The organism is Pseudomonas sp. C32 (assembly GCF_030417915.1).
GTDB lineage: Bacteria > Pseudomonadota > Gammaproteobacteria > Pseudomonadales > Pseudomonadaceae > Aquipseudomonas.
In genome coordinates this window covers 40,528-65,647 of record NZ_JAUHUK010000003.1, presented here as the reverse complement: position 1 = coordinate 65,647, position 25,120 = coordinate 40,528, and the positions used below count along the sequence as shown (strand labels likewise).

Here is a 25,120-nt window from a genome sequence, read left to right as displayed (position 1 = left end):
GCAGGCTGACCTGTGTATGCAGGAGCGAGCTTGCTCGCGATGAACTTGAGGGCGACGCGTTCATCCTGACAACACGCATCATCGTTAACGTCCATCGCGAGCAGGCTCGCTCCTACAGAAACATCAGGTTTTCGGTGTTGTTATTATTTGCTTATGGAAATTTACCTTCAGTAAAAAATCAACTTAATTCTTTACTTTGCGCTGCGCTAGCGTGAATCAGCGGCTGGACGATGCGAAGCACTGGCCTTACTGTCTGCGCTGCCGAGCTGGCCCGGAGAACCCATACAATGCGTTGTTGCGCTTGCTGGATCGCGTGGCGCCGGGGTATCCGGCCTGATCCAGAATTTGTGGGGTATGCGCTGGCGCTATCGCTGGCAAGCCAGCTCCTACAGGGATTGTGTCGACCGAAAAAGGTGTGGCAACCCGAGATCCTGTAGGAGCTGGCTTGCCAGCGATGCAGGCGCCGCCGCCTGTAAGACGGGTATCCGACTAGAGACATCCCATGCTCTTGCTGTACAGTCGTTCAGCCCGCTGCTAACCCGCGCAAGCCTAAACGATTGAACCCAAGGAGCATGTCGCCCATGAATCAGGAAGCCCGTTTTTCCCGTATGGAACCGGAGTTGCGTAAAGCCAACCTGATCGAGGCGACGCTGGTGTGCCTCAAGCGTCACGGCTTCCAGGGCGCGTCGATCCGCAAGATTTCCGCCGAGGCCGGGGTTTCGGTCGGGCTAATCAGCCATCACTACTCCGGCAAGGACGAACTGGTGGCCGAGGCCTACATGGCGATCACTGGGCGGGTCATGACGTTGTTGCGCGATGCCATGGAACAAGCCGCGCCCAATGCCCGGGAGCGTTTGTCGGCGTTTTTCCGTGGATCGTTTTCCGCCGAATTGCTCGACCCGCAACTGATCGATGCCTGGCTTGCCTTCTGGGGCGCGGTGAAAACCGCCGAGGCGATCAACCAGGCCCACGACCATTCCTACGGCGAATACCGCGGCATCCTGCGCAAGGTGCTGACGGAACTGGCCCAGGAAGAGGGCTGGGAACATTTCGATGCGGACCTCGCCGCCATCAGCCTCAGCGCGTTGCTTGACGGTTTGTGGCTGGAATCGGGGCTCAACCCCGGCACCTTCACTCCGGAGCAGGGCATCCAGATCTGCGAAGCCTGGGTCGACGGTTTGCAGGCCGGCGGCCGGCAGCGGTTTTGCGGACAGACGAGCAGCTGTTGATCGGCTGTTCAGCAATGGCTACTCTCTGGCGCCGTTGCGGTAATACACTCTAATAAGAAACACGCCTTCGGGCTCAAGCAGGACTTCAAGCGATGACTCCTCGGGTACTGATCGTCGATGACGATCCGCTGATTCGCGATTTGCTGCACGCTTACCTGTTCCAGGAAGGTTACGACGTGCATTGCGCTGCCACCGCCGAACTGGCGGAAACCTTTCTCGCCAGCCAGAGCGTCGACCTGGTGATGCTCGACATCCGCCTGCCGGGCAAGGACGGCCTGACCCTGACCCGCGAGCTGCGGGTGCGTTCGGAAGTGGGGATCATCCTGATCACCGGTCGCAACGATGAGATCGACCGAATTGTCGGGCTCGAATGCGGCGCCGATGACTACGTGATCAAACCCCTCAATCCTCGGGAACTGGTGTCCCGGGCGAAAAACCTGATTCGCCGGGTGCGCCATGCGCAGACACCGCAACCGGTTGCCACCGTGGCCAAACCGGTCAAACAGTTCGCCGACTGGGCACTCGATACCGATCGCCGGCGCCTGATCGACGCGTCCGGCAGCGAAACATTGCTGACCCACGGCGAATACCAGTTACTCAGCGTGTTCCTGCGCAACAGCGGTCACACCCTCAGCCGTGACCAGTTGATGGACCAGATCCGCAACCGCGAATGGGTGCCCAACGACCGCTCGATCGACGTACTGGTCGGGCGCTTGCGCCGCAAGTTGCACGACGACCCTTCGGAACCTCACTTGATCATCACCATCCATGGCGCCGGATACCTGTTCACCGCCAGCGTGGCAGCCTGAATCATGGGGCGATGGCTGTGCCTGTTGTTGGCGGTCGTCGCGGGTAATGCCCTGGCGAGCGAAAAGGTCCGCTATTGCGACTACCCGGTGTACCCGCCAGTTTCCTGGAGTGACGGCACGCACGTACGTGGCCTGGCACCCAGCGTGGTGAAAAATCTGTTCGGCCAATTGGGATACGACGTCGAAGTCGTCGTGCTGGGAAACTGGAAGCGCTGCCTGCTCGATGTCGCCGAAGGTCGCGTGGATGTGGTCCTGGCCTACAGCACGGCGCAACGGGAACAAAGCATGCTGTTTTCCACGGTGCCGGTACTGCGTGAAGAAGTGGCGTTGTTCGTCAATCGGCAGCACCCGGTGAAGTTCGAAACCCTCGACGACCTCGCGCGTTACCGGGGTGGATTATTGTTCGGTGAAAGCTACGGCGTGGAGTTCGACCGCATGGTTGCCCGACACAACAACATCGAATGGGTCTCTGACAGCCGTCAGAACTTCGGCAAACTGATTCGAGGGCGCATCGACTTCATCACCCAGGAGCGCCGAACGGGCCAGCTCTACGTGGAAAACCTGCCCGGCGCCCAAGACATTGTCGCCTTGCCCAAAGCCTTGAGCGTGGACTATCTGCGCGTGGCCGTTTCGCGCCAATCGCCCTTGGCCAGCCGAATGCCGGACATCAATCAGCAGTTGCAGCGCATGGCCGACGCCGGTGATATCGAGCGCTGGCTGAATGAAAGTGAAGTGACCTACCGCGACATGATCAACCTGCCGGCGAACGCGCAATGATTCGCGCCCGGCCGGGTGGACTGCTGCGGCGCCTGTTGTTGTTCATTCTGTTGTTCAGCCTGTGTTTCACCGTGCTGGCCAGCAGCGTGCAGCTGTACATCGAGTATCGACGGGAAATGCGCGACATCGATTCGCGCATGGAGCTGATTCGCGCCGGGTACCTGGCCAGTCTGGAACGCAGTCTCTGGGACTTGAACCAGGAACAACTGAACGTGCAGTTGCGCGGCTTGGTGGACTTTTCCGACGTGGCGCGGGTGCACCTGAACAGCCCGGATTTCGACCTGGTGCAAGGCAATCCGCAGCCCGTCGGGCCGTTGCGTATCGAGCGCTTTGCGTTGGATTACCAGCCACCGTCCGGCCCCTTGCGCAACCTTGGCGAACTGGAAGTCAGCACCGATCTGGGCGCGGTGTATCAACGCCTGTACGCCACCGGTTTGACCAATTTGTTGTGGATGGCCGTGTTCTTGTGCGGTCTCGCCGTGGCGCTGTCCGGGTTGTTTTATCGGCTGGTCACCCGGCACCTGAAAGTCATGGCCGGGTTTGCCCGGCGCATCGCGGCCGGCGATTGGCAAGAACCCCTGCACCTGGACAAGCGTCGCGGCAATGATGAAATCGACACCGTGGCCCATGCCCTGGACGACATGCGGCGCTCGATCCTGCGGGACATCGAACGTCGGGAAACCGATCGCCTGGCTCTGCAGGACAACCGCGATGAGTTGCTGAAAAGGGTCGAGCGTCGCACCGCCAGCCTGATGCGCGCCAAGGACGAAGCCGAAGCGGCCAACCTCGCCAAATCGCGATTCCTGGCGACCATGAGTCATGAGCTGCGCACGCCGCTCAACGGCATTCTCGGCATGGCCGAGCTGTTGCGTTCGGCGCGGCTGGACGAGCAGGACGGTAAACGCCTCGATGCCTTGCACAAGGCCGGCGAAGGCTTGCTGACCATCCTCAACGAAGTACTGTATTTCGCCAAGCTGGAGGAGGGTGTCAGTCATCCAGAACCGGTGGATTTCTCGCTTCGACAGCTTTTGGATGAAGTGCTGACGCTGCTGGAACCGCGCGCGTTGAGCAGCGACACCTTGTTGTTACACCGAATTGATCAGCGGGTCGCCGAGCATCATCACGGCGCCGAACAGTTTTTGCGGCAAGTGTTGAGCAACCTGTTGGCCAACGCGATCAAGTTCACTGAAGACGGCGAAGTCAGTGTCGAGGTCGCCTTGATCACTCAGGCTCCCGAACAAACCGGGCAGCGGCTGCGCATCAGCGTCACCGACAACGGCATCGGTATCGCGCCCGCCATGCAGGCAAAGATTTTCGAGCGATTCACCCAGGCCAGCGAAGAAGTGGCCCAGCGCTTTGGCGGCACCGGGCTGGGGCTGGCGATCTGCAAACATCTGGTGGAACAGATGGGCGGCATTATCGGCGTCGACAGCGAGGTCGGGCGCGGCAGCTGTTTCTGGTTCGAACTGACGTTGCAACCGGCCAGCGGTGTCGCACCGGTGGTGCCGGTTCGCGCCGTCGGGCCGGCGCTGAAGATTCTGGTGGTCGAAGATGTGGCGCTCAACCGCGAAGTGGTCGAGGGCCTGCTGCAACGGGACGGCCATCAGGTATGGCTGGCCGAAGACGCGGAACAGGCATTGATTGAGTGCGCCGCCCGGACGTTCGATCTGCTGTTGCTGGACGTGCATTTGCCGGGGATCAGCGGCGTCGAATTGTGCAAAAGGATTCGCCACAGTGAAGGGCCGAATCGCCACACGCGTATCTTCGCGTTGACGGCCAGCGTGCAACCGGCATTGGTGCGCGGCTATCTGGAGGCGGGCATGGACGGCATCCTGGCCAAACCGTTGAAGCTGGAAAACCTGCGTCAGGTATTGGAGGGGCAAGCGCCAGTCGCCAGCTCCGTATCGGACGACGAGACGATCGACTGGCCGTTGCTGCAAACCCATCGCGCCTTGCTCGGCGAGCAAAAAGTCCAGGGCCTGCTCGCGGTCCTGCGCAACGCGATCGTTCAGCACCGCGAGGCATTGGTTGATGCCATCGCGGCGGATGACTGCACAGAGGTAGGGCATCAGGCCCATCGCTTGGCGGGCAGCAGCGATTCATTGGGGTTTCGCGCCCTGGCCTCGGTGCTGCGAACACTGGAAGAAGCGGCGCTGACCAATGATCAATCCGCCATCGAGGCGTTGTCGCCCCATGTCCAGGGGCAAATGCAGCACGCACTGAAGACTCTGGACGACCTGCTACAACGCTGACGTACAAATTTGTTACGACTTTGTACAACTTCGATCTTTACGGTCAACGCGAACTTACATCGCTTTCCAATAATCGACGCAACCGCCGCAGCGCGGTCTTCGAAGCTTATTGGAGATAATAATAATGAATTGCCGTAAAGCTGATCCCTCCCTGCGCCGTGACGTTCCGTCGCGCGCTGCGCACCTCACTGACTGCTGAGGTGCCGACATGAACGAAAATACTGATCATAAAGGCATCCAACTGACCCGCGCCCTCAAGAGCCGGCACATCTTCATGTTGTCGTTGGGCGGCGTCATCGGCACCGGGCTGTTCATGGGCTCGGGCGTGACCATCAACCAGGGCGGTCCGGTCGGGGCGATTCTGGCTTATCTGGTCGCGGGTTTCCTGATGTACCTGGTGATGGTCTGCCTCGGCGAACTGTCGGTACAAATGCCGGTGTCCGGTTCTTTCCAGACTCACGCGACGAAATACATCGGGCCGGCCACCGGCTTCATGATCGGCTGGGTCTACTGGATGAGTTGGGCCACCACCGTGGGCCTGGAATTCACCGCTGCCGGCATGTTGATGACGCGTTGGTTCCCGGCGGTGCCGATCTGGTACTGGTCGGCGCTGTTCGTGGTGGTGCTGTTCGGCATCAATGCCATGGCGACCCGCGCCTTTGGTGAAGCCGAGTACTGGTTTTCGGGGATCAAGGTCGCGGCCATTCTCGGTTTCATCGTGGTCGGCGTGCTGGTGATCTTCGGCGTGATGCCCCTGAGCAGTGGCGCACCCGCGCCGATGGCGACCAACCTGATCGGCGATTCGTTATTCCCCAACGGCTTGTCGGCCGTGTTCGCGGTGATGATGACCGTGGTCTATGCGTTCCAGGGTTGCGAGATCATGGGTGTGGCCGCCGGCGAAACCGATCAGCCTGAAAAAAGCATTCCCCGCGCCGTGCGCAACGTGGTGTTCCGCGTGCTGATCTTCTACGTGTTGGCGATCATCGTGCTGTCGGCCATCGTGCCGTGGCAGCAAGCAGGGTTGATGGAAAGTCCGTTCGTGCAGGTGTTCGACATGGTGGGCATTCCGTACGCGGCCGACCTGATGAACTTCGTGATCCTTACGGCGATTCTGTCGGTGGGCAACTCCGGCCTGTATGCCTCGACGCGGATTCTGTGGGCGATGTCGAAAACCGGCATGGCGCCAAAAAGCCTGTCGTCGCTGAGCAAGCGTGGCGTGCCATTGCGAGCGCTGAGCATCACCTTGTGCTTTGCGCTGGTGTCGTTGATGACCAGTTTTGTGGCTGCTGACACTTTGTTCATGGTGTTGATGGCGGTGAGCGGGATGTCGGGCACCGTGACCTGGATTGTCATCGCATTGGCCCAGTACAAATTCCGCAAGGCCTACCTGCGTGAGGGCGGCAAACTCAGCGACCTGAAATATCGTGCGCCGTGGTTCCCGGTGCTGCCGCTGATGTGCATCACGCTGTGCTGCTCGCTGTTCGTGTTCCTGGCACTGGATGAAACCCAACGGCCGTCGTTGTACTGGGGCTTTGGGTTTATTGCCCTGTGTTATGGCGCGTACTTCGTGCTTCACCGCAAGCGTCAGGGCGTGTTGGCCCCGAGCTTGCCGACTGCGTGATCCTTGTAGGAGCCGGCTTGCTGGCGATAGCAGCGTACCCATCAACAGCGATGTTGAATGTGATGCCGCCATCGCTAGCAAGCCGGCTCCTACAGTGTTTTGTGACATCCCCAGCTTCTATGCACTCCGCAGATTCCCTGTAGGAGCGAGCCTGCTCGCGATGGTCGTCAACGATAACGCGGGCTGTCTGGTTTCCCACTGTGGTCTTACGTCCCTCGCGAGCATGCTCGCTCCTATAGGGGGTTGTGGGAGGGAAGGACCGCGTGTCACCAGTTGTTCGAAGTTGTAACGGCGCCTGTGCCTCATGCGCGACAATTTTGAAATAATTCAATAAAACCAATGTGTTATAGATTTTTCGAGCCTGTTACAGCTCATCTCTTCACCGATTGCCGCCTTACTGAACACTCGTTTAGTATGGCCTCAAGTCGCATCACCTCAGACCAATCAAAATAATTCGAGGATCCCCATGACTACTCAATCGTCGCTGCTCAGCCAGGTCGAAGCAGGCGTTGCCTGGATCACCCTTAATCGAACTGCCCAGCGCAACGCGCTCGATATCCCGACCCTGAAAAACCTTCACGCGCTGCTCGATGGTTTCAACGCCGATCCGGCCGTGCGCGTTGTGGTGCTGACCGGCAGCGGCCGCAGTTTCTGCGCCGGCGCCGACCTTGATGAATGGGCCGACGCCGAAGCCCGTGGCGCGCTGGAAACCTACGGCTGGACCGAAACCGCCCACGCTCTGATGACCCGCCTGCACAGCCTGGAAAAACCGACCATCGCCGCCATCAACGGCACCGCCGTCGGCGCCGGGATGGACCTGACCCTGTGCTGCGACCTGCGCATCGCCGGGCAATCGGCACGCTTCAAGGCCGGCTACACCAGCATGGCCTACTCGCCAGACGCCGGTGCCAGTTGGCACCTGCCGCGTTTGATCGGCAGCGAACAGGCCAAGCGCCTGCTGTTCCTCGATGAATTGTGGGGCGCCGACCGTGCCTTGAATGCCGGACTGGTGAGCGAGGTCTGTGCCGACGATCAACTGCTGACGGTCACCAGCGAACTCGCCGCACGCCTGGCCAGCGGCCCGACCTTCGCCTTCGCCCAGACCAAAAAGCTCATGCGTGAAGGCGCCGAACGCAGCCTGCCGGAACAACTGCAAGCCGAGCTCGCCGCCGGCCTGCTCTGCGGTCGCAGCGAAGACGGCACCGAAGCCCTGCGCGCCGCCATGGAAAAACGCCCGGCACGCTTCATCGGCCGCTGACACGACCTGTAGGAGCTGGCTTGCCAGCGATCGCCTTCAGCCTCGCACACCATTCTTTGTGAACGAACAACAGGTAGCAGCATGAATTTCCAACTGACCCAAGAACAAGAAATGTTGGTGGACTCGGTACGCAGCTTCGTCGAGAAGGAACTGCTGCCTTACGAAGAAGAAGTCGACCGTGCCGACGAGGTTTCCCCGGAACTGGCTGCACAGATTCGCGGCAAGGCCATCGCCGCCGGTTTCTATGCCTTCAACATGCCCGAAGAAGTGGGCGGTGGCGGTCTGGACTACCTGTCCCAGGCGCTGATCGAACGTGAGCTGTCCAAGGTGTCCTGGGCGCTGCACGTGTTCGTCGCGCGGCCGTCTAAAATCCTCATGGCCTGCACCGGCGACCAGATCAACGACTACCTGTTGCCGTGCATCCAGGGTGAAAAAATCGACTGTTTCGCGCTGACCGAACCGGGTGCCGGTTCCGACGCCAACGCGATCAAGACCCGTGCCGTGCGTGAGGGTGACGACTTCATCCTCAACGGCAGCAAGCACTTCATCAGCCATGCCGGTCATGCCGATTTCGCCATCGTCTTTGCGGTGACCGACACCTACGAACACAACGGCAAAAAGCGCAACGCCGTGACCTCGTTCCTGGTTGACCGCAACACCCCGGGCATGACCATTCGCCGTGGACCGAAGTGCGTGAGCAACCGTGGCTATCACACCTTCGAAATGTTCTTCGACGACTGCCGCGTGCCGGCCAGCAAAGTGCTGGGCGAAGTCGGCAAGGGTTGGGACGTGGCCAACGCCTGGCTGACCGCTGGACGGGTGATGGTCGCCGCCAACTGCGTCGGTCAGGCGCAACGTGCGTTGGACGTGTCGCTGCAATGGGCGGCGGACCGCAAGCAATTCGGCCAGCCGATTGGCACCTACCAAGGGGTGTCGTTCAAATTGGCCGACATGGCCACGCAAATCCGTGCCGCCGAACTGCTGACCCTGCACACCGCGTGGAAAATGGACCAAGGCACCATGACCGATGGCGAGGCCGGTATGGCCAAGCTGTTTGCCAGTGAAGTGCTGGGACGCGCCGCCGATGAAGCGGTGCAGATTTTTGGCGGCATGGGCCTGATGGATGAAGGTCCGGTGGAGCGCATCTGGCGCAACGCACGGATCGAACGGATCTGGGAAGGCACCTCGGAAATCCAGCGCCACATCATTTCCCGCGAATTGCTGCGTCCGCTGCTGCGCTGATTGGCCCGGAGAACTCCCATGTCGCAAACCATTCGTGACAACCTCAAACGCATGCTCGCGCCGCAACACGTGGCGTTTGTCGGCGGCCGCAGCATGGCGCGCGCACTCAAGCGCTGTGCCGAGGGCGGCTACCAAGGGCAGATGTGGCTGGTCAATCCGCAGCACGACAGCCTCGAAGGCGTGCCGTGCGTGCGCAGCATCGCGCAACTGCCGTGCGGGCCGGATGCGGTATTTATCGCCACCAACCGCGAACTGACCCTGAGCTGCGTCGCCGAACTGGCCGCCATCGGTTCAGGTGGCGCGATCTGCTACGCCTCCGGTTTCGCCGAAACCGGCGCCGAGGGGCAGGCACTGCAACAAAAGCTGCTGGAAGCCGCCGGCGACATGGCCTTGCTCGGCCCCAACTGCTACGGCCTGCTCGACTACCTGCACAGTTCCGCGCTGTGGCCGGTGGCCCATGGCGGCAAAGCGGTGGAGAAGGGCGTCGCGGTGCTGACCCAGAGCGGCAATTTCGCCTACAACCTGTCCATGAGCGACCGCTCGCTGCCGGTGGCCTACATGGCGTCGGTTGGCAATCAGGCGCAACTGGGCGTGGCCGAATTGATGGACGTGTTGCTCGACGAACCTCGGGTCACCGCCATCGGCCTGCATCTGGAAGGTCTGAAGAACGTGCCGGGTTTTGCCCGCGCCGCGCACAAGGCGCTGGAGAAGGGCATCCCGATCATCGCGCTGAAAACCGGCGTGTCGCAGATTGGCGCCGAACTGGCGCTGAGTCACACCAGCTCCTTGTCCGGCTCCGATGCGCTGTACGACGCGCTGTTCGACCGTCTCGGCGTGATCCGTGTCAGCGGCCCGGTGAGTTTTGTCGAAACCCTGAAAGCGGCGGCGTGTGGCAACTTGCCGGCGGGCAATCGCCTGATCGCGCTGGCCTGTTCCGGTGGCGATGCGGGACTGATCGCAGATTACGCCGAACGCAACGAGCTGGACCTGCCCAAACTCGACAACGGCCAGGTCGGCGAACTCGCACAAGTGCTGCCGACCTACGCCAACCTGGTCAACCCGCTGGATTTCACCACGGCGATCTGGGGCGATGGCGAAGCCTTGAATCGCATGCTCGACAGCGCGCTGCGCACCGAAGCGGACGCCGCAATGCTGGTGCTCGACTACCCGTCGGAGTTCACCGGTGAGCGCAAGGAATGCGACCTGCTGCTGGAGCTTTACTGCGCGGCACTGCAACGCCACGGCAAGACCGGTTTTGTCACCTCGGCCTTCCCTGAATTGCTGCCGGCCCATGCCCGTGAGCGTCTGCATGCGCAAGGTGTGGCGGCGCTGCAAGGCGTAGAAGACGGCTTGGCCGCGTGGGGGCGCATCGCGGGCTATCAGCGTAATCGTCAGGCGTTACTGGCCTTGGGCGAATCGACGTTGGTGCCGCTGTGCCCGCAAGCGCTGTACGGCGAAGGGCAGTTGCTCAATGAGTGGGATTCCAAGCAGGCGTTAAAAGCCTTTGGCCTGCCGACGCCCAACGGCGTTCTGAGTACGGTAGTCAATGCGCTGAAAGACGCGGATTCGCTGGGTTATCCGCTGGTGTTGAAAGCGGTCAGCGCACAATTGCCGCACAAGACCGAGGCCGGTGCCGTGGCGCTGAACCTCAAGGACGGCGCGGCAATAAGCGCTGCGCTTGAAAAAATGACGGCCAGCATTGCCGCTTACGCGCCGGGCGTGCCGTTCGATCAAGTGTTGCTGGAACCGATGGCCAAGCCGCCGCTGGCGGAACTGATCGTCGGTATCAAGCGCGAAAACGATTTTTGCCTGGCGTTGGTGATTGGCGCAGGCGGCATTCTGGTGGAATTGCTCAAGGACAGTCGCAGCCTGTTGCTGCCGACCACTGACGGCGCGATCCGTAATGCCGTGCTCAGCCTGCGCAGTGCGCCGTTGCTGCAAGGTTTCCGGGGTCGCGAATCTGCTGACCTGGACGCCTTGGTGACCGCCATCCGCGCCGTGGCGGACTACGCCTGCGAAAACGCCGCACACCTGCTGGAACTCGATGTGAACCCATTGTTGGTCGGTGCCCAGGGCACGACTGCGGTCGACGCGTTGATTCGCCTCGGCCATGCGTGAGGACATGAACATGCAAAGCAAAACCTTGACCGGTGGCCAGGCGCTGGTGCGTCTGCTGGCCAATTACGGCGTTGATACCGTGTTCGGTATTCCCGGCGTGCACACCCTGGAGCTGTACCGCGGCTTGCCCGGCAGCGGCATTCGTCACGTACTGACCCGCCATGAACAGGGCGCCAGCTTCATGGCCGACGGCTATGCGCGGGTCAGCGGCAAGCCCGGCGTGTGCTTCATCATCACCGGCCCCGGCGTGACCAACGCCGCCACCGGCATTGGCCAGGCCTATGCCGATTCGATTCCGATGCTGGTGATTTCCAGCGTCAACCACAGCGCCAGCCTGGGCAAGGGCTGGGGCAGCCTGCACGAGTGTCAGGACCAGCGAGCAATGACCGCGCCGATCACCGCGTTCTCTGCCGTGGCGTTGACCGCTGAAGACCTGCCGGAACTGATCGCCCGTGCCTACGCGGTGTTCGACAGCGAGCGTCCGCGCCCGGTGCACATCTCGGTGCCGCTGGACGTGTTGTCGGCACCGATTGCCCGTGACTGGAGCCATGAAGTGGTGCGTCGCCCGGGTCGCGGCCCGGCTTCTTCCACGGCACTGGATCAAGCCGTGGCCAAACTCAACGCTGCCAAACGCCCGATGATCATCGCCGGTGGTGGTGCGCTGAATGCGACTTCTGAACTGCAAGAAATCAGCACCCGTCTCGCCGCGCCACTGTTCACCAGTGTCGCCGGCAAAGGCCTGCTGCCACCGGATGCGCCGTTGAGCGCCGGTTCATCGCTGTGCGTAGAACCCGGCTGGAACCTGATCGCCGAGGCCGATGTGGTGCTGGCGGTCGGCACCGAAATGGCCGACACCGATTACTGGCGCGAACGCCTGCCACTGAACGCCGAACTGCTGCGCGTCGACATCGATCCGCGCAAGTTCAATGACTTCTACCCGTGTGCGGTTGCCTTGCACGGCGACGCACAACAAACCCTCAGTGCCTTGCTTGAGCGTCTACCGTCCGAGGTGCGCGATGCCAGCGCTGCGATTGCCTCGGTCGCCGTCCTGCGTGAAGCGGTCAAGGCCAGCCATGGCCCGTTGCAGTCGATCCATCAATCGATTCTCGACCGTATCGCCGCCGAGCTGCCGGACAACGCGTTCATCAGCACCGACATGACCCAACTGGCCTACACCGGCAACTACGCCTTCGACAGCCTGGCCATCCGCAGCTGGTTGCACCCGACCGGCTACGGCACGTTGGGTTACGGCCTGCCGGCCGGCATCGGCGCCAAGTTTGGTGCACCGCAACGGCCGGGTCTGGTGCTGGTGGGCGACGGTGGTTTCCTCTACACCGCCCAGGAACTGGCCACCGCTGTTGAAGAACTGGACAGCCCGCTGGTGGTGCTGCTGTGGAACAACGACGCGCTGGGGCAAATCCGCGACGACATGATCGGCCTGGATATCGAGCCCATCGGCGTACTGCCGCGCAACCCGGACTTTGCTGCCCTCGGCCGCGCTTTCGGTTGCACCGTGACCCAGCCACAAAGCCTCGCCGAGTTGCAAACCGACTTGCGCCACGGCTTCAAACGCAACGGCGTGACGCTGATTGAACTCAAGCATGCCTGTGCGCATTGATCTGTATTTCAAGGGGATGAAGCCATGCGCTTTTCCGATCTGACTCAACGAATCGCCGGTGACGGCGCCGCCGCGTGGGAGATTCACTACCGCGCCCTGGCGCTGCGCGAGCAAGGCGAAGACATTCTGCTGTTGTCCGTGGGCGATCCGGATTTCGACACGCCGCAACCCATCGTGCAGGGCGCTATCGACAGCCTGCTGAATGGCAACACCCATTACGCCGAGGTGCGCGGCAAGCGCGCCCTGCGTGAAGCCATCGCCAAACGTCACCAGCAACGCAGCGGCCAAACCGTCTCGGCGGATCAGGTCACCGTGCTGGCCGGGGCGCAATGCGCGCTGTTCAGCGTCGCCCAATGCGTGCTGAACCCGGGCGACGAAGTGATCGTCGCCGAGCCGATGTACGTCACCTACGAAGCGGTGTTCGGTGCTTGCGGCGCGGTGGTGGTGCCGGTGCCAGTGCGTTCGGAAAACGGTTTTCGCGTGCTACCCGAGGACGTTGCTGCGCGCATCACGCCACGGACCCGGGCGCTGGCCTTGAACAGCCCGCACAACCCGTCCGGCGCGAGCCTGCCGCGCAGCACGTGGCAAGCCTTGGCCGAACTGTGCATCGCCCACGATTTGTGGCTGATTTCCGATGAGGTCTACAGCGAACTGCTGTTTGAAGGCGAGCACATCAGCCCGGCGAGCCTGCCGGGCATGGCCAAGCGCACCGCGACCGTCAACAGCCTGTCGAAATCCCATGCCATGACCGGCTGGCGCGTCGGATGGGTGGTGGCGCCGCCATCCCTGGCCGCGCATCTGGAAAACCTGGCGCTGTGCATGCTGTACGGCTCGCCGGATTTCATTCAGGACGCCGCCGTCATTGCGCTGGAAAACGACCTGCCGGAACTGAACGCCATGCGCGAAGCCTATCGCCAGCGCCGCGATCTGGTGTGCGACAGCCTGGCCGATTGCCCAGGCTTACGCGCCCTGAAACCCGATGGCGGAATGTTCGTGATGGTCGATATCCGCGAAACCGGGCTCAGTGCCCAGGCGTTTGCCGACCGCTTGCTGGATCGTCACGGCGTGTCGGTCCTGGCGGGCGAAGCCTTCGGGCCGAGCGCGGCGGGGCATATACGCCTCGGCCTGGTGGTTGGCGCCGAACCGTTGCGTGATGCCTGCCAGCGTATTGCCCGTTGTGCTGAAGAACTGATGGAGGCGTTGGTCGATGCTTGATCACAAGGCACTGTTTATTAATGGCCGCTGGCAAAAACCGTCGGGGCAGGGTGTCGCCGAGGTGATCAACCCAGCCACCGAGCAAATCTGCGGCAGCGTCCCGCTGGGGGACGAACTCGACGTCGAAAACGCCGTGGCGGCTGCACGTCGGGCGTTCGATTCATGGTCGCGCACGCCGTCCAGCGTGCGGGCCGGCTACATCCGCGCTCTGGCCGATCAACTGCGCAAGCGCGCCGATGAGATGGCCGCAGTCATCACCACGGAACTGGGCATGCCGGTGCAATGGTGCCGCTCGGTGCAGGTCGAAGGGCCGATCGCGGGCCTTGAGCAATACGTCGAACTCGCCGGCTTGATGGACGAAGTGCGCGAAGTCGGTAACTCGCTGGTGATCCGCGAAGCGGTCGGCGTCTGCGCGTTCATCAATCCGTGGAATTACCCGCTGCATCAGTTGATCGGCAAACTCGCGCCAGCACTCGCCGCCGGTTGCACGGTGGTGGTGAAGCCGAGCCAGGAAACGCCCCTGCACGCGTTCCTGCTGGCACAGATGATCGAAGACATCGGCCTGCCGGCCGGGGTGTTCAACCTTGTCAGCGGGCCGGGCTCGAAAGTCGGTGAAGCCTTGGCCAAACACCTGGACGTAGACATGGTGTCGTTTACCGGTTCGACCGGCGCAGGCGTGCGGGTTGCGCAAGCGGCGGCGCCTTCGGTCAAGCGTGTGTGCCTGGAACTGGGTGGCAAGTCGGCGCTGCTGATTGCCGAGGATGCGGACCTGGCGGCCGCTGTGCGCTACGGCGTGCAGGACGTGATGATCAACTCCGGCCAGACCTGCACGGCGTTGACCCGCATGCTGTTGCCGGCCAGTCGTTATGCCGAAGCCGTGGAACTGGCACTCGAAGAAACCCTCCGCTTGCGCATGGGCGATCCCCTCGACCCGCAAAGTTTCCTCGGGCCGATGTGTTCGGCCGGGCAAAAACGCACCGTGCTTGACTACATCAAGGTCGGCCAGGAGGAAGGTGCGCGGCTGCTGTGTGGCGGTGATGCCGCGCCTGCATTCGAGCGCGGCTTCTATGTCAGCCCGACGCTGTTCGCCGACGTCGACAACCGCATGCGCATCGCCCAGGAAGAAATCTTCGGCCCGGTGCTGTGCCTGATTCCCTACAACGATGAGGCGCAAGCGGTCCAGATCGCCAACGACTCACCGTTCGGCTTGTCCAGCGGTGTCTGGGCCGGCAGCCCTGAGCGCGCCTTGCAACTGGGGCGTCAACTGCGCGCCGGTCAGTGTTTCCTCAATGGTGCGGCGTTCAATTATCAAGCGCCGTTCGGTGGCTACAAACAGTCGGGTAACGGGCGCGAATGGGGAGAGGAGGGGCTGAACGAGTTCGTCGAAGTCAAGGCAATTCAGGTGTGACGGTTGGTGATTCAAACCGTTCATTACCACCGATATCGCTACTCCATACCTTCAACCGATACGCTGGAACAATGCTAAGGAACCCCTATGAAAGTACTGATCGTCCACGCTCACCCGGAGCCGCAATCCTTCACCGCCGCCCTGCGTGACCAGGCCGTCACCACCCTCGAAGCCCAGGGCCACGAAGTGCAGGTCAGCGACCTCTACAAAATGAACTGGAACCCGGTGGCCAGCGACGCCGACTTCTCCAACCGGGAAAATCCGGAATACCTGGTCTATGCCCTGGAACAACGCCTGGGCGTGAAAAGCCAGTCGCTCGCGGCAGACATCCAGGCCGAACTCGACAAACTGCTGTGGGCCGACCTGCTGATCCTCAACTTCCCGATCTTCTGGTTCTCCGCCCCGGCCATGCTCAAAGGCTGGATTGATCGGGTGCTGGTGTCGGGCATTTGCTACGGCGGCAAGCGGTTTTACGATCAGGGCGGGTTGGCGGGGAAGAAGGCGCTGGTGACCGTGACCCTGGGCGGGCGTGAGCATATGTTCGGCGAAGGCGCGATTCATGGACCGCTGGAGGATATGTTGCGGCCGATTTTGCGGGGGACGCTGGCGTATGTGGGGTTTGAGGTGCTGCAACCGTTTGTGGCTTGGCATGTGCCGTATATCAGTGATGAGGCGCGGCAGCAGTTTTTGGTTGAGTATGGGCAACGGTTGCAGCATTTGAGTGATGAGCAGGTGTTGGTGTTTCCGAAGTTGGCGGAGTTTGACGATAAACTCTATCCGCTCACCAGGAATGCCTAACTAACCCCACAACCCTTGAAGCAGCAAGTTTTCTCGCGATTAGGCCATCAGCCTTTATATCAATGCTGGCTGATTCGCCGAAATCACGAGTAAACTCGGTTATTGTATTTTTTAGTTTCGTTCTCGCTGTTTTCAGTCACCGGCCTAGAAACCTTTAAAACGGATCTTTTTGGCTTTTACTTTGACAGAAATATATCCATAGCGCTCATGCTTACGAAAGATGTCAGGTAAAGGCACGTCAGCCTGTCTATATATTTCGTTTTGCCTAGCCATGTTGATTTTATTGCCCCAAAACTTATCCGATTTTGATATTAGTTTGCGGCTTGTCGTTAAAAATTCTGTTCCTTCCGACACTTGAATTGAATACTTCATCGCTCTAGAGGGTAAGACGCCATTAAGTTCGCCTCTCAAGCCTGAACTAATTACATCATACAGTGATGAGTCACCGATGCTGTCACCAGCGTGTCCTCGCATGTAATGAAGTCCGTGTTTTTGATCCCAGATTTCTATGGCGTTGTCTCCTCGGCTGTTGGCCAGGGATTCTAGCTGCCTGCCAGGCTTTGAACCAAATTCATGTGCGAATTTTTGTTGCTTGGCTAGTTGTTCAGGTGAGAGTGAGGGTGATGTCAGATCTAAAAAATCAGAGTAGTTAAACCTGTTCGTGGGGTTAGTTGTTTTGGCTCCTTTTGCTATATTGGCAGCTGAATTGCTTTTCCAGAACATAAGTTTTGATAGTTTGAATGTTGGCCAGTGCCCATTGGGATCGAAGAAGTTAACGGGGTCACCTAAGCAGTAAGCATACGAATTAAATCCTCCCTTCCCAAACGGACTCAAACTATCCGGGCTATTAAACCGCATCAAAACCGGGTTAAACGCCCGATACCCATTCCCCAACAAATAACACCCCGTCACCGGATCCCATCGTTCACCGTTGAAGCCCAGCAAACTGGTCAAACCGCTTTCAGCAGGATGATGTCCGTAGGGGGAATAGGCGATGGGTTGGGGTGGATGGTTGGGTTTGATTGTTTGCAAGACCGAACGTTGCAAGTCAGTGGCCAGCAAGGTGGTGTCGAGCACATCGCCTTGACGCTGTTGTTGCGCCAGCAACTGATCGCCGGCCTGGACGATGGAGCGACGAGTTGCCCCTTGTATTTCCGTGGCCAGGCGGCTTTTGCAGTAGAAGCGTTGGTGGACAGGCGTCCCTGACTGCATCTGTCCGATGAGGCGGTCCAATGGGTCATATCGATACTGGCAGAGCAAGGTGTTCGGTGAGGTAGGCATCGGTTGTGTTCCTGTCTTCCAATGTCTGGCGGTGCTTTAGTATCGGCCCGATTGTTTGGGGTGGGTACTAGCAGAACTGATAGGTAACGTGAGGTGTGGGGCGACTTGATGATCCTCAATTTTCCGATCTTCTGGTTCTGTGCCCTGGCCATGCTCAAGGGCTGGATTGATCGGGTGCTGGTGTCGGGCATTTGCTACGGCGGCAAGCGGTTTTACGATCAGGGCGGGTTGGCGGGGAAGAAGGCGCTGGTGACCGTGACCCTGGGCGGGCGGGAACATATGTTCGGCGAAGGCGCGATTCATGGGCCGCTGGAGGATATGTTGCGGCCGATTTTGCGGGGGACGCTGGCGTATGTGGGGTTTGAGGTGCTCGCGCCGTTTGTGGCTTGGCATGTGCCGTATATCAGTGAAGAGGCGCGACAGCAGTTTTTGGTTGAGTATGGGCAACGGTTGCAGCATTTGAGTGATGAGCAGGTGTTGGTGTTTCCGAAGTTGGGGGAGTTTGATGAACATCTTTACCCACTGTCAGCGGATGCCTGAACTAACTGTTTGATCCGCCAGCCCCACACAATGGGGCTAGTGGATACCTTTCGGTAGTGACTTCGCTGTCTTAGATAGTGCAGCGTGATGCTATGGAATTAATCATTGCGTCTTAAAAAGTTTATCCATAATAAACCCTGCCAGTTACTCGGTATAAAAGTCCGCCATGCCTCTCTATGACTTCCTCCCTAACATTATCGACTGCATGGTTTATTCTATCTCTGTATGCATTGATGGTTGTTGGGTTTATTGAGCGGCCGGATGAATGCGTTAAAGGATAATTCGACAGAAGTGAGTTTATGTCGAATTCCATATTTTTGGCGGGGTTGCTTTTAAGTACCTCAAGCAAGTCGCTGGAGTCATATGGTAAGTGAGGAGTCTTGGCAAATTTTTGCAAAGTGACGGGCAGGCCATCTGTTCGCAAATTAAACTGATTCACGACACCTGCACTTAGGTTTTTCAAATTTGGCGTTTTTCGGTTTTCATAATCTAAATTGAAAACACGATCTTGGTGTGAATCTATTTTGCTAAAATCATCGTAAATTTGGAGAAGCTCGTCGGAAGCTTTCAGTCTTTCCGTTGGATTCATGCTGAAGTGTGGCGTCTGGATTTGCCGCCTGTTTGGCAAGATTTTATTAAGTCTAAAATTTCTTGATATTTTTTTAGCTATAACAATACTTGATATGCTGTAGCCTGCATGCCCGTTGCTGTCTGTTTTATTGATGGGGTTTCCCAAGCAGTATGCATAAGGGTTTAAGCCCCCTTTCCCAAACGGACTCCAACTATCCGGACTATTAAACCGCATCAGCACCGGATTAAACGCCCGATACCCATTCCCCAACAAATAACACCCCGTCACCGGATCCCGTCGCTCACCGTTGAAGCCCAGCAAACTGCTCAACCCGCTTTCCCCAGGATGATGACCGTAGGGGGAATAGGCCACGGGTTGGGGTGGATGGTTGGGTTTGATTGTTTGCAAGATCGAGCGTTGCATGTCTGTCGCTGATAGCGTGGTGTCGAGCGCATCGCCCTGACGCTGTTGTTGCGCGAGCAACTGGTCGCCGGCCTGGACGATGGAGCGGCCAGTTGCCCCTTGTATTTCCGTGGCCAGGCGACTTTTGCAGTAGAAGCGTTGGTGGACTGGAGTGCCTGACCGGGTTTGTCCGATTAGGCGGTCCAGTGGGTCATATCGATACTGGCAGAGCAAGGTGTTCGGTGAGGTAGGCATCGGTTGTGTTCCTGTCTTCCAATGTCTGGCGGTGCTTCAGTATCGACCCGATTGTTAGGGGTGGGTACTAGCAGAACTGGTAGGTGGATAGTTTTAAGTTTTCGCGTATTGAGGCGCTGTAAACCCGTATTTCTGTATAGACGCCTGATCGACGGAGCGGAAGGTGAGCGGCAGTGAACTACACTTAATGGTTGTTTCACTTGATCGGCATGGCGACGCGTGTGGTCGCTTGCCGTTTGCCACTAGACCTGAGGCTTGCCCCGTGCGGCAGGCCTGTCGGAGCTCATTATGAAAAGGTTTTCGCCGGTTAGCCTGTGCGTCGTATTGTCGATTTTAAGTGCCCCGGTATGGGCCCAGACGGTCGTGCCGTTGAAGGGGCAGACTTCGCAGCAAACGCAGACGGACATGACCGAATGCCAGAACATCGCCAACAGTCAGAGCGCATCGACGTCTTCTTCGTCGTCCGGTGGGCGGGTCAAGGGCGCGGCGGCGGGGGCGGCGGCTGGGGCCGTGGCGTCGGGCGTGCGCAGTAATCAGCACGAGGAGTTTGATGATCGTGTGGACAGTGATGTGAAACAGGACGTGCGCCAGGACCGGGCCAAGGAGACTGCGGCGGCCGGCATGGTTGTCGGTGGTTCGCGTCAACGTCAGGATCGCCGCGAAGAGGAGAAAACCTCGGCGGCCAATACCACGACGGCCTACAACAGTTGTCTGCAGGGCAAGGGGTATCAGATCAATCCTTGAGCTGACATTCACCCAACCCTCCTGTAGGAGCGAGCCTGCTCGCGATGGCGGTGGCACATGCAGTATTTATGTGTCTGACAGACCGCTATCGCGAGCAAGCTTGCTCCTACAGGTTTTTGTGTTTGCAGCTTTTTATCGAGGACGGTCACCAACATCCCCTGTAGGAGCGAGCCTGCTCGCGATGGTGGCGTCACATTCAGTATTTATGTGTCTGATAGATCGCTATCGCGAGCAAGCTTGCTCCTACAGGTTTTTGTGTTTGCAGCTTTATATCGAGGACGGTCACCAACATCCCCTGTAGGAGCGAGCCTGCTCGCGATGGTGGCGTCACATTCAGTATTTATGTGTCTGATAGATCGCTATCGCGAGCAGGCTCGCTCCTACAGGTTTTTGTGTTTGCAGCTTCACATCTAGGAAGATCACCAACATCCCTTGTAGGAGCGAGCTTGCTCGCGATGGTGGCGGCACATTCAGTATTTATGTGTCTGATAGATCGCTATCGCGAGCAAGCTTGCTCCTACAGGGTTTTGTGTTTGCAGGTTTGTTTAAGGGGGGTAGGACGTTACTTCTCGCAAGCTACAGCAGCTTGCGTAGTTGCCTACAGCTACGCCAGAATCCGCCGGCTTGTGCGCCTTGGCGCCGGGTTTTATCGTTTGCCGGTCGCTGAAAAAACAGCAGCGATCGGGTTTGGTAGCCCGGATTTACAAGGTGCAGCACGTCACTATTTGCAGTCTTTTTCAGCTCTGCTCAATGGTGGCCATGCACAGGGCGTCCTCGGGCGCGCCGGTTTCCTTGTACCCGGTCTACCAACCTGCGTATGGCCACCACCCTACGTTTGGTAGCGTCAGAGTGATGGCTCCTTTTACGGTACAAGGAGTTTCACTATGTTCAAAGTCACCCCCAACCCCCCAGACACCGACCCCGCATCCCTCAACGAAACCACCACCAACACACTCGACGCGGGCGCCAGCATCATGGCCATCCCACGCAAACTCAACTCCATGTTCATCGTCGACCCAACGCTCGATATCGAAACCCTGCTGGCCCATGCCTGCGAGTCGCTGGCGTCGGCCAATGTCATGACCATGGATCTGGCGGACCAGATCGACGGGCCCAGGCGCAACGCGCTGCTGGGCATCGCACAAGTGATCATGCTGGGAGAGTTGGCGGTGAACCGGGCGCTGGATCAGCTCGAACCGCCGGAGCGGCCCTGACAGCATTCGGCCGGGTTTGCGCCCGGCTGCGACGCTTTTGGTGATGACCTTATCGTTCATCGCATACGCGACGGGGCCGGGTTTGCTGGGGCAAGAGGGTTCCGGTGGGTACGCCGGTGATGTAAAAGTCAACGTTGGTTTGATCGACCACGACGGTCACGGTGCCGGTGAGGCTCGTCGCGATCAACAGTGCCGCATTGCCAACCTCCAGTAGAGGATCAATTGCGTGATGGCGTTATTGGGTATAGCGCATTAATGCAGCCCTGCGAGCCGATTAAATGCAGCCGCAAAAAATGGAGATGTGTTGAATGAAGTCATTTCGCGTTCGCGAGCTCAAACGTACCGATGTTGAGGCGCTGCTGGCGTTCGAAACGCATAACCGCGCATGGTTCGAATCGCATATCGATGCGCGCGACCTCGATTTTTACTCCGAGCAGGGTGTCGCCGAGCATATCGAAGGCTATTTGTCCGGGTTTGCAGTGGGCGCCTGGCACCCATTCGTTATCGAAGACGCCAACGAGCGGATAGTGGGCCGCGCCAATCTGAAGTGCATAAACGCACTGACGGGCCGCGCGGAAGTCGGTTATCGGATCGATCAGGGCGCATGCGGGCAGGGGCTTGCCACCCTGGCGCTTCGACATTTGATCCAGGAGGCCAAGGTGCGCTGGCAACTAACGCAGCTGGTGGCTTACGTGTTTGAGGAAAATGTCGGTTCCAGAAAAGTACTTGATCGCTGCGGCTTCCTGCTTGAGCAACCTGCTTGTACCGACAAAACAGCGGGCGAGTGTCGATTCGTTCTGTCGATCTAAACGAAAGTGCTTCACCGAAGCTCAATCGATTGCCGTCAAATCCGGGACAACATTGCTAAAGACCGCAAAGCAGACTTGAATTACCAGACTGTTGAATTGCCAAGTATGGAAAGGCGCTATGGGCCTCGTGCTAATTGATAAACAACTGGTATTCGACGAAGACAATTTCCTCTTGTTTCGGCTTGATACCGCTGGTGAAGAGCCCTTGCGGGTAGGTGCAATCGCCAGCCGTTGCCTGGCGATGCTGCTCAGGTCCGGTGGTTCCGTGGTGCGCAAACGCGATCTGATGTCCGGGGCATGGGGCCAATACGGTTTGGAAGTGACCGACAACAGCCTGGCCCAGGTGGTCCGCCAGTTGCGGTTGGCGTTGGAGAAACTGCAACCTGATCGGGACTTCATCCAGACGCTGCCCCGCATCGGTTACAAGCTCTCGGATGGTGTGCGCGTCGAGGAGTGGCCGGGCCTGCCAATCGATAACGCGGATGCCGTTGAAAGCGCGATCCCCATTGATGCATCGCCGGTGGCAAGCCCGGTCGATCAGGCAGAAGAGGTGATTGCGTGCCGGTCGATGCCGCCGACACACGCCGCGGCCGACACCGATCCTGCGCCATCGCCCGTAAGTCCTGTGACACCGCAACGGCGTTGGGGCCTATGGCTCGCGTTGCCCGTGTGGGGCGCGTTGGCATTCCTGCTGGGCAACCTGGGATGGGGACTGTCCGTTGATGCGCCAGCGCCCGAATTCACTGCGCCCGTGACCATGGGGGACGTGCACGTGCATCGTTCGGCTCAAGACGTGCAAATTCTGGCAGCGCCCCATCTGCAACGGATGGTCGAGCACAGTCGAAAACTGGCGGAGTTGCTGGATCTCTCGGCGCAAAACATCCACCTGTACCTGTTACCGTCGCGTCGTGGGGCGGATCAGATCCTGTGCGATGGCGAACTGGAGAACGCCGACAGCCGCTGCATAGGCGTAAAACAAAATGACTAGACGCGCGGAAAATGCAGCGTGGTGCCTGGCCTTCGTGGTTCTGGGGCTGTTGGGTGTGGCGCTGGGCCGGTGGACAGCAGAGCGTGATGCGCGGCTGGACCTTTGGTGCACGGGGGAGAGCGCGCATGAAGCGTCTTCCGGCGTGCGTCCGGCCTGGTTGACGACGCGTTTCAGGCTGGATTTGAGCCCCGACGGGATCAGCCATATGCGCATGATCGCCCAATTGGTCGATGCCGAAACCGGGGCTGAAATCGGCACGATCCACCGCAACAGTGCCTTTGAAGTGGCTCAACAGAAGCAGCGCTTGCAGCTCAATGTGATGCGCGGTGCCAAGGGCGAAGCCGACAGCCCGATTGCTGATTTGTCAGGCAGGTTGAGCATGTTTATTTTTCGCCCCGACAGCAGCCTGAGCTACTGGGTGCGGTCGTTGTCGCAGACGCGTTACCTGTTCGACGATGGCAATGACATGTTCATCTTATGCTCGAAAAGGTAACGCATCGGCTGGGCCGATCCGCGTCAGCGAACGCCGGCGCCCGCCATGGATTCTGGTACCCACTGCGCCGTCGATAACGGCTGGATGTAGTGGATTCCGCCATGGGGACCGACCACGCCGTTAATGTTGTAGGTGCCGAGGGACAGGTCGTAGGTCATGAACGGCGTGGCATCCGGGACCTGCTCGTCATAGCTCTGGCTGAGGAATGCGAAGGAACCACGGTAAAGCTGACCACGGGTGTCGAACTGATCGGAGGCGACGGCGGCCCAAGTGTCTTCATCCAGGTAGAAACGGCGTTTCTGGTAGATGTGCTTTGCGCCCGGCTTGAGGTTGCCTTCCACGACATAGACCCGGTGTTTTTCCCAGCGTACGAAGTCCGGGGAAATGAAGTTGGGGGTGGTCAGCGACTTGGCATCCCGGGCATAGGTCAGTTTGTACGTGTTGTAGGGCACGATCATTTCTTTCTTGCCCACCAGCGTCCAGTCATACAGTTCCAGGGCACGGGCGGTGCCGGGGTTCGGGGTGTCGTAGGCCAGGATCGAAATCTGTTTGACCCGGCGCTGGGCCGGCATGTACTGCCAGGCGCGGCCGGGACGCTGCAGTGGGTTGGTGGCGTTCTTGAGCATGATCGACTCGCCGGCACGCCGCGCAGGTCCGGTGTAGGACAGTTTCAACTGGTAGTAGATGTCGGAGTTGTTGATCGGCTTCGACATGTTCTCGTAAATCGGAAACGAGACAAATGCCTCGCCGGTGACAGCAAGGCTCGGCACACCCGCCGAGTCGACACTCCAGGAATCGTACTTGGAACGGGTGTTGACGCCCTGGTAGCGCAGCAGGAAATTCCACATCGCCTCGGCACCCGATTGCGGAATCGGGAACGGCACACCAGGCAATACATTATCGAACGCTAGCCCGCCATTGAGTGACCGGGCGTCGGTGGCGTTCTTGCGGCTATTGTCCAGCACCGCTTGCGGCAGCGATGCCGTGCGGTGGGTCGGGTAAACGTCGATGCGGTAGTCGGGGAAACGCTTGGCCAATGTGACGGTGGTTTCCGTCAACATGCTCTTGTACTGATCAACGTTCTTGCCGTTGATGACCAGTAGCGGTTTCTCGCCTGCATAGGGGTCCGGGCGCATGCTGTCACCGGTCTTGAAACCGGTCGGCGCAGTGGTCAGGCCTCCGCTGTATGCCGGGATGGAACCATCGGCATTCCCGGCTTTTTCAGCCCCCACCATAGTGAGGCGGGCGCCCAGTTCAGACGCTTCCTGACTCGTTACCAAGGCCTGTGCATCAAAGGCCAGTGTCGTCAGGAATGAAGCAGTCACAAGACTTTTCACGAATTTCATATTGTTATTCTCCTGCTCGGCGTACCAAACATCGCGTGACTCAGGCGGAGCTTTTTAGTGCGGACATTAAAACGCCCCCGAATAGGGGGCGCTTTTCATTTGACGACAGTCGCTTGGCTATCAATGACAGCC

Annotated in this window: 21 protein-coding genes and 1 pseudogene; 19 read left to right on the top strand and 3 right to left on the bottom strand. The window is 59.3% G+C overall.

Annotated elements, in window-relative coordinates; translation table 11 throughout:
* Window positions 1-581: 581 nt before the first annotated feature.
* From QYH43_RS04230 to QYH43_RS04175, 12 genes are all read left to right on the top strand, one after another.
* The gene (locus tag QYH43_RS04230; protein WP_095060068.1) at window positions 582-1,229 is read left to right on the top strand and encodes a TetR family transcriptional regulator C-terminal domain-containing protein; all 648 of its coding nucleotides are present in this window, start codon (window positions 582-584) and stop codon (window positions 1,227-1,229) included.
* A 92-nt stretch (window positions 1,230-1,321) separates the two neighbouring features.
* Window positions 1,322-2,038 (top strand): response regulator, encoded by a 717-nt coding sequence (locus tag QYH43_RS04225; RefSeq protein ID WP_301156452.1) that lies wholly within the window; start codon window positions 1,322-1,324, stop codon window positions 2,036-2,038.
* A 3-nt stretch (window positions 2,039-2,041) separates the two neighbouring features.
* The gene (locus QYH43_RS04220) at window positions 2,042-2,815 is read left to right on the top strand and encodes an ABC transporter substrate-binding protein (RefSeq protein ID WP_301156451.1); all 774 of its coding nucleotides are present in this window, start codon (window positions 2,042-2,044) and stop codon (window positions 2,813-2,815) included.
* Window positions 2,812-5,067, top strand: a complete 2,256-nt coding sequence (locus tag QYH43_RS04215) for an ATP-binding protein (protein ID WP_301156450.1) — start codon at window positions 2,812-2,814, stop codon at window positions 5,065-5,067. Before QYH43_RS04220 ends, QYH43_RS04215 begins: the two co-directional genes overlap by 4 nt.
* A gap of 208 nt (window positions 5,068-5,275) precedes the next feature.
* The gene (locus QYH43_RS04210; protein WP_301156448.1) at window positions 5,276-6,688 is read left to right on the top strand and encodes an amino acid permease; all 1,413 of its coding nucleotides are present in this window, start codon (window positions 5,276-5,278) and stop codon (window positions 6,686-6,688) included.
* 466 nt (window positions 6,689-7,154) lie between these two features.
* Window positions 7,155-7,946: an enoyl-CoA hydratase/isomerase family protein gene (locus QYH43_RS04205; protein ID WP_095060406.1), complete on the top strand. Its 792-nt coding sequence runs from the start codon at window positions 7,155-7,157 to the stop codon at window positions 7,944-7,946.
* Window positions 7,947-8,027: 81 nt separating this feature from the next.
* On the top strand, window positions 8,028-9,188 hold the full coding sequence (locus QYH43_RS04200; protein ID WP_095060408.1) for an acyl-CoA dehydrogenase family protein: 1,161 nt from the start codon (window positions 8,028-8,030) through the stop codon (window positions 9,186-9,188).
* Window positions 9,189-9,206: 18 nt separating this feature from the next.
* Complete coding sequence (locus QYH43_RS04195) at window positions 9,207-11,306, top strand: acetate--CoA ligase family protein (protein WP_301156447.1); 2,100 nt, start codon at window positions 9,207-9,209, stop codon at window positions 11,304-11,306.
* A gap of 10 nt (window positions 11,307-11,316) precedes the next feature.
* Complete coding sequence (locus QYH43_RS04190) at window positions 11,317-12,924, top strand: 5-guanidino-2-oxopentanoate decarboxylase (protein WP_301156446.1); 1,608 nt, start codon at window positions 11,317-11,319, stop codon at window positions 12,922-12,924.
* A gap of 24 nt (window positions 12,925-12,948) precedes the next feature.
* Complete coding sequence (locus QYH43_RS04185) at window positions 12,949-14,139, top strand: pyridoxal phosphate-dependent aminotransferase (RefSeq protein ID WP_301156445.1); 1,191 nt, start codon at window positions 12,949-12,951, stop codon at window positions 14,137-14,139.
* Window positions 14,132-15,547, top strand: coding sequence for an aldehyde dehydrogenase family protein (locus QYH43_RS04180; protein WP_301156444.1), 1,416 nt, complete (start codon window positions 14,132-14,134; stop codon window positions 15,545-15,547). The genes QYH43_RS04185 and QYH43_RS04180 overlap by 8 nt, the downstream gene beginning before the upstream one ends.
* An 87-nt stretch (window positions 15,548-15,634) precedes the next feature.
* Window positions 15,635-16,345 (top strand): NAD(P)H-dependent oxidoreductase, encoded by a 711-nt coding sequence (locus QYH43_RS04175; RefSeq protein WP_301156442.1) that lies wholly within the window; start codon window positions 15,635-15,637, stop codon window positions 16,343-16,345.
* A 144-nt stretch (window positions 16,346-16,489) separates the two neighbouring features.
* Here QYH43_RS04175 and QYH43_RS04170 read toward each other — a convergent pair whose 3' ends face one another.
* Window positions 16,490-17,626 carry an RHS repeat-associated core domain-containing protein gene (locus tag QYH43_RS04170; protein ID WP_301156441.1) on the bottom strand — a complete coding sequence of 379 codons (1,137 nt, stop codon included), beginning with the start codon at window positions 17,624-17,626 and terminating at the stop codon, window positions 16,490-16,492.
* Between the two features lie 93 nt (window positions 17,627-17,719).
* On the opposite strand from QYH43_RS04170, the pseudogene QYH43_RS04165 reads away from it, so the two are divergent.
* Window positions 17,720-18,166 (top strand): annotated as a pseudogene (locus QYH43_RS04165) (NAD(P)H-dependent oxidoreductase); the annotation flags it as partial.
* A gap of 121 nt (window positions 18,167-18,287) precedes the next feature.
* Here the strand turns inward: QYH43_RS04165 and QYH43_RS04160 are convergent.
* Window positions 18,288-19,394: an RHS repeat-associated core domain-containing protein gene (locus tag QYH43_RS04160; protein WP_301156439.1), complete on the bottom strand. Its 1,107-nt coding sequence runs from the start codon at window positions 19,392-19,394 to the stop codon at window positions 18,288-18,290.
* Window positions 19,395-19,682: 288 nt separating this feature from the next.
* Between QYH43_RS04160 and QYH43_RS04155 the strand changes: the two genes are divergently transcribed.
* The 6 genes from QYH43_RS04155 to QYH43_RS04130 all read left to right on the top strand — a co-directional run bounded on the left by QYH43_RS04155 (window position 19,683) and on the right by QYH43_RS04130 (window position 23,642).
* Window positions 19,683-20,138: a YMGG-like glycine zipper-containing protein gene (locus QYH43_RS04155; RefSeq protein WP_301156437.1), complete on the top strand. Its 456-nt coding sequence runs from the start codon at window positions 19,683-19,685 to the stop codon at window positions 20,136-20,138.
* An 884-nt stretch (window positions 20,139-21,022) separates the two neighbouring features.
* Window positions 21,023-21,352, top strand: coding sequence for a DUF6124 family protein (locus QYH43_RS04150; protein WP_301156436.1), 330 nt, complete (start codon window positions 21,023-21,025; stop codon window positions 21,350-21,352).
* Window positions 21,353-21,395: 43 nt separating this feature from the next.
* Window positions 21,396-21,566, top strand: a complete 171-nt coding sequence (locus tag QYH43_RS04145; RefSeq protein ID WP_159953411.1) for a hypothetical protein — start codon at window positions 21,396-21,398, stop codon at window positions 21,564-21,566.
* A 94-nt stretch (window positions 21,567-21,660) separates the two neighbouring features.
* Window positions 21,661-22,161 carry a GNAT family N-acetyltransferase gene (locus QYH43_RS04140; protein ID WP_301156435.1) on the top strand — a complete coding sequence of 167 codons (501 nt, stop codon included), beginning with the start codon at window positions 21,661-21,663 and terminating at the stop codon, window positions 22,159-22,161.
* 118 nt (window positions 22,162-22,279) lie between these two features.
* A complete protein-coding gene (locus QYH43_RS04135) occupies window positions 22,280-23,149 on the top strand; it encodes a transcriptional regulator (protein ID WP_301156434.1) in 870 nt (289 codons plus the stop codon).
* Window positions 23,142-23,642 (top strand): hypothetical protein, encoded by a 501-nt coding sequence (locus QYH43_RS04130; protein WP_095060430.1) that lies wholly within the window; start codon window positions 23,142-23,144, stop codon window positions 23,640-23,642. Before QYH43_RS04135 ends, QYH43_RS04130 begins: the two co-directional genes overlap by 8 nt.
* Before the next feature lie 23 nt (window positions 23,643-23,665).
* Here QYH43_RS04130 and QYH43_RS04125 read toward each other — a convergent pair whose 3' ends face one another.
* The gene (locus QYH43_RS04125; RefSeq protein ID WP_301156433.1) at window positions 23,666-24,988 is read right to left on the bottom strand and encodes a DUF1329 domain-containing protein; all 1,323 of its coding nucleotides are present in this window, start codon (window positions 24,986-24,988) and stop codon (window positions 23,666-23,668) included.
* Window positions 24,989-25,120 lie beyond the last annotated feature (132 nt).